This is a genomic window from Peristeroidobacter soli (assembly GCF_004138485.1).
Lineage (GTDB): Bacteria > Pseudomonadota > Gammaproteobacteria > Steroidobacterales > Steroidobacteraceae > Steroidobacter > Steroidobacter soli.
In genome coordinates this window covers 1,408,814-1,424,256 of the sequence record NZ_ML142848.1, presented here as the reverse complement: position 1 = coordinate 1,424,256, position 15,443 = coordinate 1,408,814, and the positions used below count along the sequence as shown (strand labels likewise).

Sequence of the window (15,443 nt, the reverse complement as noted above, 5' to 3'; positions counted from 1 at the left end):
CCTTCGTTTCTTTTCTCAGTGGAAGTCGCGCGACTTGCGCGGCAACGTTCTCACCCAGTGGGAATAGTCCTCCACCTCGGTCGCCACCACGTGCACGACCGACTCCATGCTTTGCAATTCCCCCGTCACGACCATGAAGTTCGACTGCAGGATGCGTTGTCGATACAGCTCGAAGACCGCCGGCCAGAGGATGATGTTGTTGATACCGGTCTCGTCTTCCAGCGACGCGAAGATCACGCCGTTCGCGGTTTGCGGATGCTGAAGATGCGTGACCAGGCCGCCCACGCGCACCGTTCGCCCGTTGCGCATCGAGTCGAGCTCTCGTCGAGTCGCAATTCCTGAGGCACGCAGCTTCGCTCGAAGGAATGCCATCGGATGGCGACCCGTGCTCAATCCCATCTGTCGATAGTCGCGCTGAATCTCTTCCCACTCGGTGGGTATCGGCAACTGCGGGTTGGCTTCCGCTGCCGCATGTCCCGCCAACGCGCCAGGCAGACTCTCGATCCCGAGCGCACTCCACAACGCCTGATTTCGATGTTCACTCAAACTGCGAAACGCACCGCTGGTCGCGAGCGCCTTCGCGGCGCGCGACTTCAATCGGGCGCGATAAGCGACGTCTTCCACTGAAGTGAATGGCGCGATCGTGCGCGCGGCGACCACGTTCAACGCGTCCTCCTGACGCAGGCCTTTGATCAATCGCATGCCGAGGCGAATCGCAAACCACGGGCCCTTGCTTCCGTCGGGAAGCGTACGTATGCCATCGAGTTCGAGCGTGCAGTCGTAATCGCTCACCGTCACATCGACCGGCAGCACTTTCACCTGCTGCCGCTTCGCCTGCTCGAGCAATTGCGCCGGCTGATAGAAGCCCATCGGCTGACTGTTGATGAGCCCGGCGATGAACGCCGCGGGCCGGTGACACTTCAGCCAGCTCGAGAAATAGGTGAGCAGCGCGAACGATGCCGAGTGAGATTCGGGGAAGCCGTATTCGCCGAAGCCTTCGATCTGCTGGTAGATCTGCTGAGCGAATTCATTGGTGTAATGTCTCGCGTACATTCCCTGCATCAGCTTCTCGCGGTACATGGCCATGTTCCCGCTGCGTTCCCACGCGCCCATCGAACGACGCAGCTCATCGGCTTCGCCAGGAGAGAAGCCGGCCGCGGTCACTGCGATCTGCATGACCTGCTCCTGGAAGATGGGCACGCCGCGAGTCTTTTCGAGAATTGGACGGAGCGCCTCACTCGGATAAGGAACGTCTTCCGGCTTCATCTCCCGGCGCTGCAGATACGGATGCACCATGCCGCCCTTGATCGGACCGGGACGAACGATGGCGACCTCGATCACCAGGTCGTAGTACTTCCTCGGCTTCAGTCGCGGCAGCATGCTCATCTGCGCGCGCGATTCGATCTGAAACACGCCGATGGTATCGGCCTTGCAGATCATGTCGTACGTCACCGGGTCTTCCACCGGGACTTGATCCATCCGCGTCGGCCCGGTGCCCACCGCGTGCAACATGTCGAACGTCTTCTGCATGGCTGTCAGCATGCCCAGCGCGAGCACATCGACCTTCAGCAGCTTCAAGGTCTCCAGATCGTTCTTGTCCCATTGAAGGATGGTGCGATCGGGCATGGCCGCGTTTTCGATGGGCACCAGCTCGCTGATCGGCTGCTCGGCAATGACAAAACCACCGACATGCTGGGACAGATGCCGGGGAAAGTTCAGCAACTGCTGTACGAGCGCAATCAGTCGCTTCGCGACTTCTCCATCCAGATGCATTCCCTGCGCGGCCATGTTCGCTTTCATGCGCTCTGGGTTGTCCCACCAGGCGTGCTGTTTGGCGAGGCGACCCAGCATGTCTTCTGGCAGGCCGAGCGCCTTGCCCACATCGCGAATCGCGCTGCGCGGCTGATAGCTGATGACAGTGGCTGCAATGGCCGCGCGTTTCCGTGAGTATTTCCGGAAGACGTGCTGAATGACTTCCTCACGCCGCTCATGCTCGAAATCGACATCGATGTCGGGCGGTTCGCCGCGCTCTTCACTGATGAAGCGCTCGAACAGCACCGAAATCTGCTCGGGTTTCACCTCCGTGATGCCCAGCGCGTAACAAACGACCGAGTTCGCGGCTGAGCCGCGGCCTTGGCAAAGAATGGGCTTCTTCGGCTTGCCATCGTCGTCGACAGCGGCGCGTGCGTATTCGACGATTTCATGCACGGTCAGAAAGAAATGCTCGTATTCCAGCCGTGCAATGAGCCCCAGCTCCTTCTCGATGACTTCTCGAATTTTGTCCGGCGCGCCTTTCGCCCAGCGCTTGCGCACACCGAGCTCGACGAGGTTGCGCAGGTGCTGGCTCGCGCTGAATCCTTCCGGAACGATTTCTCTAGGATATCGATAGTGCAGGCTGCCGAGGGAGAAGTGGCAGCGAGCGGCGATGCGGGCGCTTTCTTCCAGCAGCTCTGCCGGGTAGAGATCGGCCAGCACAGGCAAGGGGCGCAAATGCCGCTCGCCATTAGGAAACAGCTTGTGGCCGGCGGTCGCCACCGTACAGCCATGCCGAATGGCGGTCATCGTGTCCTGCAACGCGCGTCGCTTCTCCAGATGCATGTGGACATCGCCACTGGCGACCAGGGGGATATTCATGCGGGCGCCGAGATCTTTTACTGTGGCGAGATGCTCGGCATCGTCCGGCCGTCGATGCAGCTCGACGGCGATCCAGCATCGATCGGGAAACAGATTTCTCAGCCAGCCCGCCAGTGACTTGTCCGGGTTGCGTGGCGCCACCCAGAGCGCCAGGCATTCGCTGAGGTCGGTCAACGAGCACTGACTGCGGGTCAATCGATAGGTGCCTTTCTTTGCTTCGGCCCGCGCCAGGCTGATCAGCTGACAGATCTGCGCATAGGCTCGCTGAGACGGGGCGAGCAACACCAGATGGGTTCCTTCGACGGTACGAAACTCCGAGCCGATGATCAGCTTGAAGTCGATCTTGCGTGCCGCTTCGTAGGCGCGCACCACACCGGCCATCGAGCACTCATCCGTAATCGCCAGCGCCGAATAACCGAGGTTGTGAGCTTGATAAATCAGCTCGCCCGGATGCGACGCCCCCCGCAAGAACGAAAAGTTGCTGACGCAATGAAGCTCCGCGTACCGGCTCATGACCAGAACCCATGCAGATGCCAGCTGCCATCGCGCAGATCCTTGAAGATCCACAGCGCGGCGCCCTGCTGAGTGCGGGCGATGAAGTAATCGCGGCGGATGTCGCCGCCATCCCACCAGCCGCTTTCGATGCGCTCGGCGCCGGTCAGCGACGGCATGCCGCTCATCTGCAGCGGTTTGGGTTCGGGCAGCAGCCACAACGGGCGGTCGGGAAAATCCAGGTGCTGACGCTTGTCTTCAGGCGCTGCGTGCGACCAGCTGTCTTCCGGGCGATGCTCGGCGACCGCCTGCACGCCGTGAACCTGATTTTCTCCCAGGCGGGCAGCGATGCGGTCGATGGTGTAACCCAGCTCCTCGCTCTGCTCGGTCGCGCCGCTGAGCATGTCGATATGGAGCCCGGTGGGCATGGCGAACTCATCGGTCGACAGTTCCAGTGCAACCGATCCCGAAGGCAACGCCGTATGTTCGAGCCGCTCCCGCGCCAGGGTCAGGAAACGTTCGCTGCTACGGTCGGGCATCGACAGGCCGACGGTGATAACGGTCGCGACAGCGTCGCGATGAATGAAGCGCAGCGTGAACTTTTGAACGCCGGTGTCACGGGCCCGCAAGAAGCCGACGAACTCACGCAGCATGCGTCGTAACGGAAACAGCAGCGCTTCGGTGTTGTGAAGCTCCGCTTCGAATTCGAAACGCGCGTGATACTGCGGCGGCAATCGATAAGTGGGACGCGGATCGGGCGCGGCGCCGGTGAGGCGGTCGAGGTAATTGCACACCTCGGGGCCGAAACGTTTCGCCACGCCGTCGCGAGGCAAGGCCACCATCAATCCGACGGTGCGGACGCCAACAGTCTGCAACTGCTGAGGAATCCAGGGATCCAGATTCAGCCAGCTCACCGACACGGCTTCGATACGAGCGCGCAGTGCCGCCACGGTGGTGATGGCGACGCGCACGCCGGTGCGAGCCAGCAGCGCGGCGCCTTCCAGCGTTGGTGCGATACCGAGTTGATAGCTATAGGACAACTTGCCCAGCTCGGCTTCCAAGTGCTCGATGAGCTTGCGGAAGCCGCCGAACAAACGCAGGCTCGCGCCGATTTCCAGCCACAGTGCAGTGGTTCGCGCGCGCTGCAGGTCGGAGAAGATATCGCCGAGAATCACCGTGCCGCTGAATTGATAAGCCCAGGTTGCCAGGCGTTCCAGCGCTGACTGTTCGGCGGTGAGCCGGCGTTCCATGGCAATCACCTCGGGCAGGATTGCCAGCGCGGTCGTGAAGTTCATCGCCGGTTTCAAGCCGACACGCTCGGCGGCCGGATTGCAGGTAACGACAGAACGAACGCTGCCTTCCAACACCGTTACGACCGTGGCTTTCTCGCTGTGCTCACATTGCAAAGCCTCGAGAGGCAACTGGGGTAGGGTGATACAGAGCCACAGCATGGGAAATCATCATTCCGCACTGGCAGTGGCCAGTTCGGGAGCGATGCCCACGGACATGCCGGCTCGCGCGCCCCGGCATTTGACGATATCGATGTTCAGTTGCCCGACAGCGTCCGCCTGCAGCCGCAGCCGGACCGCGGCAGGCGAGGATTCGCGAGCCGCATTGGGTGATCGATAAACAAACCCAATGCTATTGCCCGCTTCCGCCGCGAGTTGCAGCCGCCGCACTTCACGATCGCGAATCGCGGATGGCCACGCCAGCACCGCGCCAAACGATTTACAGCGCAATGTTTGTTCGGCGGACCATAGGATATCGGCGGCACTCTGGGCGCGAATGATCCAAAAATGCTCCAGCCGCAGCCCATGGCGAAGCAGGGCTGGAGCGAACGGAATATAAGGGGGCGCGATCATGGCCACGTGACGCTCGCTGTGCGTGATCTTAGCCAATGCCGGCATCAGCAGGCGCAGCTCGCCGATGCCATCGCTCATGGGCATCAATTCGACGATGGTGCCCGATTGCCAGCCGCCGCCAGGTAACACGGCGTCGAGATTGACCGAACCGCTGGGCTCGACGCGTGGCGGCGGGCCTTCGCGGCCGTTACGACACAGCCGCGCCAGTTGCTCCAGTTTCTCTGCACGAGCTGAGCTCGTGACTGTTGCGGCACCAGACGCGCTCATGGCGAATGCGCCACTAAAATATTTCTAGGTCCATGTTTCGCTCCTCCAGCTCATCGAACACGAGGCAGCGAGGTGCGAATCACCCCCACTGCCAGTCCTTCAATGGACAATTCCTGTTCACGCAAATCGATCTCGATCGGCCGGTACGCCGCGTTGGCGGGTTCCAGCGTCACGAGGTGACCTTGCCGGCGGTAGTACTTCACCGTCGCCTCGTCCTCGTCGACCAGGCGCGCCACCACGATCTGGCCGCTGCTGGCTTGCGATGTCCGATGAACCGCCAGCAGATCCTGATCGAGGATGTCGGCGTCCTTCATGCTGTCGCCCCGGACGCGCAACAGGAAATCGGCGTGCGGCTTGAACAGCGAGGCATCGACAGCGACATGCTCTTCTATATGTGAGCTCGCCAGAATGGGCGCACCCGCAGCGATGCGCCCTAACAACGGCAGGCTCGATGGTGATGACCTTGTGATCGCGGCGGGAGGCGGGATGATCGGCTCCTCGCGCAAACGAATGCCTCGTGAAATGCCGGGCACCAGCTCGAGCGCGCCTTTATTCTCCAGCGCGCGCAAATGCTGGTCGATGCCCTGACGATTCTTGAGCCCCAGCCCCTCGGCGATTTCCCCACGGGTTGGCGGCAACCCGTCGCGTTCCATGAAGCGACGGATAAAAGCCAATACTTCCAATTGTTTACGGGTGAGATCGGACATGGCGGTCGGCGGTGGAGCCCTGGCCAGGGCGGTACCAGACAAACGTCTGGTACAGAGTCTAGGATCCTTTCCGCGCCACCACAAGCACCCCATGAAGCTGAACCCTCACAGCAAAAACGTGACGTGGTTGGCGGACGCGGATGTCAATGAATCCCATCGACCGAGTGCTCGCGAATAAGTCGTGGCGAGCACCTGACCTTTCCATTCACCTTTATCAACGGGCTGGCGAACTGACGTGACAGTCTCCGCTATACTTCCGGCTCCCTATTCTTCGCTAATCGCACTGACCAATGACGATGCGACGCGAACCACCTCAGCTCAGAGCCGCCCGCGAATGACGGACTCAGTACTCGCTCGAGTCGCACAAGGAGATGCGCGTGCCGTGCACGAGTGCATCGATCAGTTCGGCAGTCTCGTCTGGTCCATCGCTCGACGTCTGACGCGCACCCGCGCCGATGCCGAAGATGCCGTGCAGGAAATCTTCACCGATGTCTGGCGCAGCGCCGGCCGCTTCGATCCCAATCAGGGCTCGGAGAAAGTCTTTGTCGCCACCATCGCGCGCCGTCGTCTGATCGACCGCATGCGCCGCGCCTCGCATCAGGCGCGCACCGAATCCACCGACGATATCGATTCGCTGGGCTGGGCCGATCCAGGCAACAGCGCCGAAGTGTGTGCCGAAGCTTCGGCGGCGGCCCGCGCGGTGATGCAGTTACGACCTGAACAAAGACAGGTGCTGGAGCTGGGAATTCTGCAGGGGTTGAGTCATTCGGAAATTGCCGATGTGCTGCAAATGCCGCTCGGTACAGTGAAGACCATGATGCGGCGAGGATTGATTCAGGTGCGTGAGTTGATGGGAATTCAGAACGCTGCCTCCGACGGGGTGCGCTCATGAGCAACTCAGTCATGCAGAACCCGCGGCTGGTGGAGCTGTTGGTGCAGCGGGCTGTGGACGGTTTGAATTCCTCCGAGCGCGCCGAGCTGAAACAACTGCTCTCCGAAGAGAGATATGTGGATGCCGGCCGGTTCGAATACACCGCTGCTTCGTTGCTGCTCGCGAGCGACGTGGAGAACAACGCGCCCGAAGAAATGCCGTACAGCTTGCGCGAACGTTTGATGGCTCAGGCGGATACGGTGGCGGCTTCGATGCCGGAACCAGCACCGCGCCAGAGCTCGGCACAGCCCCGAGTCATCAGCATCGCCGGTCGGACGCGCTCGACCACGGCGGCGCCGGCTGTCAGTGCAGCGCCTGTATCGAAGGCGCCGGCACCGAGCAAGTCTTCTTCATCCTGGGCCAGCAAAGCCGGTTGGTTCGCAGCCGCTGCAAGCGTGTTGATTGCGCTCGCTGGCTGGTGGCCGCGTCTGCAGTCCGGCGGCGATCCGATGACGGAGATTCCTGTTGCCAGCACTTTGGAACAGGAGCGGCAAGAGCTGCTCGCTCAGCAAGGTGTGATGACCCGGACCTGGCAGACCACGCAGGATCCCGCAGCGAGCGGCGTCACTGGCGACGTGGTGTGGGACCAGCGGACCCAGAATGGTTATTTGCGATTCCGTGGCCTGCAGGCGAACAACACCGACGAGCTGCAATATCAGCTGTGGATCTTCGACGGCACGCGCGACGATCGCTATCCGATCGACGGTGGCGTATTCGATATTCCACCGGGGCAAGGCGAAGTGATCATTCCCATCACCGCCAAGCTGCAGGTCCGCAATCCGGCGATGTTTGCAGTCACCATCGAGAAGCCGGGCGGCTCGGTCGTCTCCAGCCGCGACCGCATCGTCGTGCTCGCGCCCGTCGCCGCGGGCTGATACGACATCGGCCCTCCGAAGAGGGCCGATGGCAGGTCTGCCAGGTGCGGATCTGGCGCTGGTCTCAACTCAAAACGTTTAGCTTGCCAACGGCACGCTCGCGCCGACGCCGGGCAGATGATGACGGCCGAGGTTCTGTTCGCTCTCGGCGCGTTCCCGCGCGTAGCTGTTCAACTTGTTGTAGAGCGTCTTGAGGCTGCAGCCGAGCACGGCCGCGGCGCGACGTTTGTCGCCTTCGCAATAATCCAATGTGACTTCGATCAGCGAGCGTTCGGCTTCGTCCAGGCGCGAGCCGAGCGGCACGTGCACGCCGGCCGGACGTGCGGCCTCGAGCGGTTCCGGAGTAGGCGCCGGCATCGTGACGGACAGATCCACATCCAGCACTTCATCGGCGAGGATGAAGCTGCGTTCGACAGAGTTCTTCAACTCACGCACGTTGCCGGGCCAGCGACGCGAGCCGAGCGCGTCCAGGAAGGACGGCGAGAACGACTTGGTCACATCGCTGCCGCGATTGAGCGTGCTCAAGAAGTATTGAGCGAGCAGCGGCACATCGCCCGGACGCTCGCGCAGAGGCGGAATGTGTAGCGGGAACACAGCGAGTCGATACATCAAGTCCTCGCGCAGCTGGCGATTGGCGACTGCTTCGGTGACGTTGCGATTGGTCGCCGCGACGACACGAATGTCAGTTTTGATCTCCTGCGTACCGCCGACCCGATAGAAACGTCCGGTCTCGAGCACGCGGAGCAGACGCGTCTGCATGTCCAGCGGCATCTCCGTAACTTCATCGAGAAACAGCGTGCCGCCCGTGGCGCGCTCGAACACACCGGCGTGTGAGCGGGATGCGCCGGTGAAGCTGCCTTTCTCGTAACCGAACAATTCGGCTTCGATCAACGATCCGGGAATGGAGCCGCAGTTGATGGCGACCAGCGGACCCTGCGCGCGATTGCTCAAGTTGTGGATGCATTCGGCGACCAGCTCTTTGCCGACACCGCTTTCACCCATGATCATCACGGTGGCTTCGGTAGGCGCCACCCGTTTGATCAAGCCGAACACTTGATGCATGGCAGGCGATCGTCCGAGAAGATTGCCCAGGCCGTTTTCGTGCAGTGTGATCGGTGCGTCCACTGTGTAATCTCTCCCCAGTCAGGCCCAGACATGATTGTCATCGCGTTAGTGAGATGCAAATTCTTCCAGCGATGGTCGAGTTCCTTTGTAATAAAGTTTTTTCGACCCCATGACTGTAGGAAATTTTGGGTGTCGAATTGGTTGACGCAGCATCTGCCGCAAAAGCCTGGGATTTCCGTATCCGGACCCACTTCGAGGTCGACAAAAAAATTCTCACTGCGTCGCAGGGAACGGCGGCATAGAACTTGCCATTCTTCAGGGGAACTGGACGACGCTTCGACGCGTCGCTCGGTACTTCCAACATGGAGACAAATGATGGCGTTGCAGATCGATAGCGTGAGCGCCGATGCGCGGACCCGCCGTGGCTGGCTGCGGGAGAGCGCGCAGGACGAAGACATTGCACCGGGCTCGCCGCGTCGAATCAGTATTTTCGGCCTGGGTTACGTCGGCGCCGTATCGCTGGCGTGTCTGGCGCGTGACGGTCACGAGATGTTTGGTGTCGATATCGATCCGGGCAAGCTCGAGCTGCTGCGTCGAGGCCAGGCGCCCATCGTCGAGACCGGGATCCAGGAATTGACGCGTGCCGTGATGCGCGGCGGCGCGGTGAGCGTGACCGACTCGGTGCGCGATGCCATCCTCGCCACGGACATTTCATTCGTCTGCGTGGGCACGCCATCGCGTCAGAACGGCAATCAGGATCTTGGGGCCATCACTCGCATCGCCGAGCAGATCGGCTCGGTGCTGCCTGAGAAATCGACGCGCCACGTCATCGTGATCCGTTCGACGGTGAAGCCCGGCACGCTCGACGAAGTGATCAAGCCTGCCATCGAAGCTGCCTCGGGATTGCAGGCGGGTCGCGATTTCAGTCTGTGTTTTCAGCCGGAGTTCCTTCGCGAAGGCACGTCGATCAATGACTACGACAATCCGCCGTTGACGGTCGTGGGCGCGGACGACGAGTACGCCGTCGAGGCGTTGCGTGGCATTTTCGGCCACCTGCCTTGCGAGTTCATGCACACCTCGGTGCGCACGGCGGAGATGCTCAAGTATGCGTGCAATGCTTTCCACGCCTTGAAAGTGACCTTCGCCAACGAGATCGGCCGCGTCTCGCAGTCGGCCGGTGTCGATCCGCATGAAGTGATGAAGCTGCTGTGCATGGACCGGCAGCTCAACATTTCATCCGCCTATCTGCGGCCGGGTTTTGCGTTCGGCGGCTCGTGCCTGCCGAAGGACTTGAAGGCGCTGCTGTATCTGGCGAAGAACAACGATGTCGAACTGCCCATGCTCAACAGCCTGCTGCCGAGCAATGCCGCACATATTGATCACGCTGTGGATCGGGTGCTGGCGAGCGGGCGCCGTTCGGTGGGCATGATCGGTCTGAGCTTCAAGTCCGGGACCGACGATCTGCGCGAGAGTCCCATGGTGGTAATGGCCGAGCGCTTCATCGGCAAAGGCCTGCCGCTGTGCATCTTCGATCCGCAGGTCAACGTGGCCCGGCTGATCGGTGCGAACCGGCGCTTCATCGAAGAGAGTATTCCTCATATCGCCTCGCTGATGACCACGGATCTCGATGCGCTGGTGCGCGACTCGGATGTGCTGGTCGTGGCCATGAAGACGCCCGAGGTGCTGGCGGCGCTGCGGGCTCATACGCGGCCCGATCAGCTCCTGCTGGATATCGCCGTGCTGCCTGATCGCGACAATTACAGTTCCGCGTATCAGGGCGTGTGCTGGTAACCGGGTCATGTCGAATGGCGAAGAACAGACCCGGGTCATGAGCGCCGACGTCGCGCTGGCCCGCCGCCGTCGTGTGCTGATCATCGTCGAGAACCTGCCGCTGCCGTTCGATCGGCGGGTGTGGCAGGAAGCTCGTACCTTGCAGGCACATGGCTATCAGGTGTCGATCATCTGTCCCAAGGGCAAGGGCTACGAGAAGAGCTTCGAGGAACTCGACGGCGTGGCCATCTATCGACACTCCATGCCGTTCGAGGCCGATGGCGCGCTCGGTTACGCGCTGGAGTACAGCTGGGCGCTGGCGGCCGAGTTTCTGCTGTCGCTGAAGATCTGCTTCAGCCGCGGCTTCGACGTGATCCACGGCTGCAATCCGCCCGACATGATTTTTCTGATCGGCGCTTTCTACAAGCTGTTCGGCAAGAAATTCCTGTTCGATCACCACGACATCAATCCCGAGCTGTACGAGGCGAAATTCCAGCGTCGCGACGTGTTCTACAAATTGATGCTGGCGCTGGAGCGCTGGACCTTTCGCACCGCCGACGTGTGTGTCGCCACCAACGAGTCGTACAAGAAGATCGCGATCGAGCGGGGCGGCCGGCAGCCGGGCAAAGTGTTCGTGGTGCGCAGTGGCCCCGATTTGCGGCGCCTGAAAGTGTTGCAGCCGCAGCCGCAGCTCAAGCAAGGCCGGAAATATCTAGTGGGCTATGTGGGCGTGATGGGACGTCAGGAAGGCATCGACGGTTTGTTGACCGCGGCCCATCACATCGTGCACGAGATGAAGCGCACGGATGTTCATTTCGGTCTGGTGGGCGGCGGCACGGAACTGGACGCGATGCGTAAGCTCGCGCAGGAGCTGCAGATCGCCGAGTACGTGACCTTCACCGGTCGCGTTCCCGATGCCGAGTTGCTCGCCATGCTCAACACCGCGGACGTGTGCGTGAATCCCGATGTCGCCAACGAGATGAACGACAAATCCACCATGAACAAGATCATGGAGTACATGGCGCTGGGCAAGCCCATCGTCCAGTACGACCTGACCGAGGGCCGCGTGTCGGCTCAGCAGGCGTCGCTGTATGCCAGGCGCAATGATCCCATCGACATGGCCCGGCAGATCGTGACCTTGCTGGATGACGAACCCCGCCGCAAGCAGATGGGCGAGTGGGGCCGCGAGCGGGTCAAGAATTCGCTGGCCTGGGAACATGAGGTGCCGCGCCTGCTGGCGGCTTACGAAACGCTGTTCATTTGAGGGCGACGGTCATTCGCTACGTGGTGCTAGCCGCAGGCTTTGATGGAACGCTGGCTCGCGATGGGCGCTGCGACGAGCGTTGCATCGACGTCTTGCGTGAGCTGTCGGCAACCGGCCGAAAACTGATTCTGGTGACCGGTCGCGAGCTGCGCCGCGTGCTGGAAGTCTTCCCCGAAGCGCGTCTGTTCGATTACATCGTCGCCGAGAACGGCGCGGTTCTGCATCGAACGGCGACCCGGCAATCCGAGATTCTCGGCCAGGCGCCGCCGGAGATCCTGTTGCAGGAGCTGCGTCGCCGGCAGATCGCGCCGCTGGCCGTCGGCAGCTCCATCATCAGCACGGCTGCGAAATATTTCGAGGCGGCGCGCGAGGCGTTGCGCAAGCTCAAGCTGCACATGGACTACGAGCTGGTGACCAACGACGACACGCTGCTCATCCTGCCGCCCGGCATCGACAAGGCCTCGGGCATGAACGAGGCGCTGCGTGAGCTGGGCGTTTCCCGTCACAACCTGGTGGCGATCGGCAACGCCGAGAACGATCTGCCGTTGCTGGCGTCGGCCGAGCACGCGGTGGTCGTGAACAATGCCGCCGAGTCGATCAAGCAAGCAGCGGATCGGGTGACCGAAGGCGACTACTGCGACGGTTTTCTCGAGCTGGCGCGCGAGCTGATAGCGACCGATCTCGCGGCGGCGGTGCCAAGGCGGCGAGTGGTGCTGGGGAAGAGTGAGGATGACCGCGAGATCCTGCTTTCGCCCTGTCAGGACTCGGTACTCGTCAGCGGGCCGGACGAAGTTGCCCGCACTGTGATCTGCAACCGCCTGCTGGAGCAGTTGATGCAGCAGGGCTACCAATGCTGTGTGATCGGTGCGGATCGGAATGTGCCGGTCGCGTCGCCACGCACCTCGTTCGCCGACATGAGCAGTTGGGGTAACGCTCACGATGCTCCCAGGCTCACGGACGTGCTGACCGCGCTCGAAGCACCGAGTCATAGCATCGAAATCAATCTCGCGGCCTTGCCGCCCGAGACGCGGCCGGTGTTCGTCGACGCGTTGTTGCTACAGCTGCAGGCGCTGCATGATCGCGCCGGGCGGCCCCATTGCATTCTGATCCATCACGCCCAGCACTTCCTGACCGGCACTCAGGCGGCGAACGCGATCCGGCGCTTGTCGGAAGTGACCATGATTTATTCGACGGCCGAAGCGGGGCAGCTGCCGGCGGGCGTCCTGAACGATGTGAAACTGACCATCGCCACGGGCGAGGCGCCGGAGCGAACCGGCGCGTCGACGCAGACTCAGGCGGTCATTGCCGGCGGCTCGGTGTGCCGGATCTCTCTGCTGCGACCCTCGCCGGCCTCCACGTCGGTGACCTCGACGGACGAAGTCACCGTGCCGGGATTTTGATCGGGATACTGAATCACTTCCTGCACCCGATAGTCCTTCATGCCGCGCGCATGAGTGAAGATGATCAGCTCGCCCAGCAGGCCGAGCGCGAACACTTGCATGCCCAGCACGACCAGCAGCGCACCCAGCAACAGCGCGGGCCGGTCGGCGAGCTTCTCGTCGAAGAACAGTCGCTGCACGCTCAGGAACGCGATGATCGCCGCGCCGATGCCGAAGGTCGCGGCACCCAGCATGCCGAAGAACCGCAGCGGGCGTTTGGTGAAACGCACCAGGAAGAAGATGCTGAACAGATCCAGCACATGGTGCGCATATTGTTTGGGGCGGTAGGCACGCTGCAGGCGATCCAGCGGCGACTGACGCATGGCCACTTCACTGACCCGGAATCCCAGGCGCGTGGCGAGAATGGCCATGAAGCGATGCTGATCGCCGTATAGATCCATTTCCTCGAACACCTGGCGGCGCATGGCACGCGCGCCGCAGCCCAGATCCTGCAGGCGGGCGCCGGTGACGAAATTCACCAGGCCGTGGAAAGCGCTGCGACGCATGCGATCGAACGCGTTCCCATAGCGCGGCGAGCGATAGCCGATCGCCATGTCGGAGGCGCTGAGCGCCGCGACCAGGGTGGGAATGTCCTGCGCCTCGATCTGGTGATAGGCGGGCAAGGTGACGATCACGCTGCCCTGGGCGCGCTCGAAGCCGGCCATCAGCGCGGCCGCTTCGCCGAAGCTGCGGGTCAGGCTGATGACGGTGAGGTCCTCGCCATCGTTGAGCAGTTCCTCCAGCGCGCGGCTGGCATCGGTGCGGGTGCCGTCGACGACGAAGATGAACTCGTACGGCAGGCCGATGGCTTCGATGCCGGCCTTGTATTGCGAATAGAGGGGCCGCAGCTCCGAACGGCGCCCGCACACGGGCACGATGACGGAAATGGACGGCAGTGAGGGTGTCAGGGGCTGAGTGCTCATGAGAGTGTCGTCACTGGTTGCGTGGGCCGCGCCTTGGCAACGTCGCCCCGGTGGCGCTGGATGGTTTGTGTCAATCTGAAAAACTCGTTGTCGCGGATGTCGCCGCGCGAATAGATCAGCTCAGCTAACGCGCCACTGCACAAAAGGATCGTGCCCGACGCCAAAAAAATAATTCCGGTGCCGGCCAGTGGCAGCGACAGTTGCCCCCGGTCGGTGAGCAGCGTGATGAACGTGTGCGAGAGCAGGCCGAACGCACCGAGGAACAGCGGCACCGACAGCAGGGCAAACCAGCGCAATGGCCGCGACGCGAACGTGGTCACGGTCTTGATGACCATCAGATCCAGCAGAACTTTGTAGATGCGCGACAGGCCGTATTTGGACTGGCCGTAGCGGCGCGCGTGATGGCGCACCCGAATCTGCGCGACCCGTGGCCCGGCGATCGACGCCATGGCCGGTATGAAACGATGCATTTCCGAGTAGAGCGGAATGCTCTTGATCAGCTCGGCGCGGAATGCCTTGAGCGAGCAGCCATTGTCGCGGATGGGCACGCCGGTGACTTTACCGATCAAAACATTGGCGATGCGCGATGGAATCTTGCGCGTGACCAGTTTGTCCTGTCGATTGTGACGCCAGCCGACCACGATGTCGTAGCCGGCCTCGATCTGTTCCAGCAAATGTTTGATGTCGGCCGGATCGTTCTGCAGATCGCCGTCCATGGTGACCAGGATTTCGCCTCGCGCATGCTCGATGCCCGCGGCCATCGCCGGCGTCTGGCCATAGTTGCGGCGGAATTTCACCAGCCGCAGTCGCGAGTCGAAGCGGGCGATCTGTCGGGCAATCTCGGCCGTGTCGTCGCGACTGCCGTCGTCGACGAACACCATCTCGAAGGTGCAGCCGATATCGCCCAGAGCCTGCACTATGGCCGCGTACAGCGGCCGAATGCTCTCCTGCTCGTTGTACAGCGGCACGATCACCGAAAGCCTCGGACGCGGCGTCTCAGGCGCTGCTGAAGCGGCGGTCGGTTGAGTCAGTTCAGTTGTAACTTTTGCACCAGTCATCCTGTCATTCCCGACGTTCTTACAACCCCGCCCTGCGCGTAACACCACCCATGTGGACACAAATCTGCAGGAACTCTTCTCACACGCACGTCATTGCATCGTCACAGTGACAACGCGGCGCTGAATGCTCGTATCCACACCGCGGTGCCGCCATCC

Annotated in this window: 12 protein-coding genes; 5 read left to right on the top strand and 7 right to left on the bottom strand. The window is 61.9% G+C overall.

From position 1 onward, the window contains the following. Nucleotides 1-15 precede the first annotated feature (15 nt). Genes EKO19_RS05965 through lexA form a run of 4 tightly spaced genes read right to left on the bottom strand, consistent with a single transcriptional unit; the run spans nt 16 to nt 5,962 of the window. Nucleotides 16-3,147 carry an error-prone DNA polymerase gene (locus EKO19_RS05965; protein WP_129775445.1) on the bottom strand — a complete coding sequence of 1,044 codons (3,132 nt, stop codon included), beginning with the start codon at nt 3,145-3,147 and terminating at the stop codon, nt 16-18. Further along, on the bottom strand, nt 3,144-4,577 hold the full coding sequence (locus EKO19_RS05960) for a Y-family DNA polymerase (protein WP_129775444.1): 1,434 nt from the start codon (nt 4,575-4,577) through the stop codon (nt 3,144-3,146). Before EKO19_RS05960 ends, EKO19_RS05965 begins: the two co-directional genes overlap by 4 nt. A 9-nt stretch (nt 4,578-4,586) precedes the next feature. Continuing rightward, nucleotides 4,587-5,255 (bottom strand): translesion DNA synthesis-associated protein ImuA, encoded by a 669-nt coding sequence (gene imuA / locus EKO19_RS05955; protein WP_129775443.1) that lies wholly within the window; start codon nt 5,253-5,255, stop codon nt 4,587-4,589. Nucleotides 5,256-5,305: 50 nt separating this feature from the next. Continuing rightward, nucleotides 5,306-5,962 (bottom strand): transcriptional repressor LexA, encoded by a 657-nt coding sequence (gene lexA, locus EKO19_RS05950; RefSeq protein WP_129775442.1) that lies wholly within the window; start codon nt 5,960-5,962, stop codon nt 5,306-5,308. Nucleotides 5,963-6,296: 334 nt separating this feature from the next. Between lexA and EKO19_RS05945 the strand changes: the two genes are divergently transcribed. Together EKO19_RS05945 and EKO19_RS05940 are read left to right on the top strand one after the other, a co-directional pair. Beyond that, nucleotides 6,297-6,854, top strand: a complete 558-nt coding sequence (locus EKO19_RS05945) for an RNA polymerase sigma factor (RefSeq protein ID WP_129775441.1) — start codon at nt 6,297-6,299, stop codon at nt 6,852-6,854. Continuing rightward, on the top strand, nt 6,851-7,768 hold the full coding sequence (locus EKO19_RS05940) for an anti-sigma factor (protein ID WP_129775440.1): 918 nt from the start codon (nt 6,851-6,853) through the stop codon (nt 7,766-7,768). The genes EKO19_RS05945 and EKO19_RS05940 overlap by 4 nt, the downstream gene beginning before the upstream one ends. A gap of 78 nt (nt 7,769-7,846) precedes the next feature. Here the strand turns inward: EKO19_RS05940 and EKO19_RS05935 are convergent, their stop codons facing one another. Continuing rightward, nucleotides 7,847-8,893, bottom strand: a complete 1,047-nt coding sequence (locus EKO19_RS05935; protein ID WP_175596965.1) for a sigma-54 interaction domain-containing protein — start codon at nt 8,891-8,893, stop codon at nt 7,847-7,849. Between the two features lie 312 nt (nt 8,894-9,205). Here EKO19_RS05935 and EKO19_RS05930 point away from each other — a divergent pair, with 312 nt between their 5' ends. From EKO19_RS05930 to EKO19_RS05920, 3 genes are read left to right on the top strand one after another with little or no spacing between them, the layout of a single operon-like run. Beyond that, nucleotides 9,206-10,624: a nucleotide sugar dehydrogenase gene (locus EKO19_RS05930; protein ID WP_217705133.1), complete on the top strand. Its 1,419-nt coding sequence runs from the start codon at nt 9,206-9,208 to the stop codon at nt 10,622-10,624. 7 nt (nt 10,625-10,631) lie between these two features. Then, nucleotides 10,632-11,867, top strand: a complete 1,236-nt coding sequence (locus EKO19_RS05925) for a glycosyltransferase family 4 protein (RefSeq protein ID WP_217705132.1) — start codon at nt 10,632-10,634, stop codon at nt 11,865-11,867. 20 nt (nt 11,868-11,887) lie between these two features. Next, a complete protein-coding gene (locus EKO19_RS05920; protein ID WP_157995132.1) occupies nt 11,888-13,267 on the top strand; it encodes an HAD hydrolase family protein in 1,380 nt (459 codons plus the stop codon). Here EKO19_RS05920 and EKO19_RS05915 read toward each other — a convergent pair. Then, complete coding sequence (locus EKO19_RS05915) at nt 13,159-14,229, bottom strand: glycosyltransferase (protein WP_129775437.1); 1,071 nt, start codon at nt 14,227-14,229, stop codon at nt 13,159-13,161. The two genes, EKO19_RS05920 and EKO19_RS05915, sit on opposite strands and share 109 nt — an antisense overlap. Continuing rightward, entirely contained in the window at nt 14,226-15,287 is a 1,062-nt protein-coding gene (locus EKO19_RS05910; protein ID WP_129775436.1) for a glycosyltransferase family 2 protein, read from the bottom strand. The genes EKO19_RS05915 and EKO19_RS05910 overlap by 4 nt, the downstream gene beginning before the upstream one ends. Nucleotides 15,288-15,443: the final 156 nt, after the last annotated feature.

Coding starts and splice junctions, on each gene's coding strand:
- EKO19_RS05965 (WP_129775445.1), bottom strand. CDS start 3,147: ATGAGCCGGTACGCGGAGCTTCATTGCGTCAGCAACTTTTCGTTCTTG.
- EKO19_RS05960 (WP_129775444.1), bottom strand. CDS start 4,577: ATGCTGTGGCTCTGTATCACCCTACCCCAGTTGCCTCTCGAGGCTTTG.
- imuA (WP_129775443.1), bottom strand. CDS start 5,255: ATGAGCGCGTCTGGTGCCGCAACAGTCACGAGCTCAGCTCGTGCAGAG.
- lexA (WP_129775442.1), bottom strand. CDS start 5,962: ATGTCCGATCTCACCCGTAAACAATTGGAAGTATTGGCTTTTATCCGT.
- EKO19_RS05945 (WP_129775441.1), top strand. CDS start 6,297: ATGACGGACTCAGTACTCGCTCGAGTCGCACAAGGAGATGCGCGTGCC.
- EKO19_RS05940 (WP_129775440.1), top strand. CDS start 6,851: ATGAGCAACTCAGTCATGCAGAACCCGCGGCTGGTGGAGCTGTTGGTG.
- EKO19_RS05930 (WP_217705133.1), top strand. CDS start 9,206: ATGATGGCGTTGCAGATCGATAGCGTGAGCGCCGATGCGCGGACCCGC.
- EKO19_RS05925 (WP_217705132.1), top strand. CDS start 10,632: ATGTCGAATGGCGAAGAACAGACCCGGGTCATGAGCGCCGACGTCGCG.
- EKO19_RS05915 (WP_129775437.1), bottom strand. CDS start 14,229: ATGAGCACTCAGCCCCTGACACCCTCACTGCCGTCCATTTCCGTCATC.
- EKO19_RS05910 (WP_129775436.1), bottom strand. CDS start 15,287: ATGACTGGTGCAAAAGTTACAACTGAACTGACTCAACCGACCGCCGCT.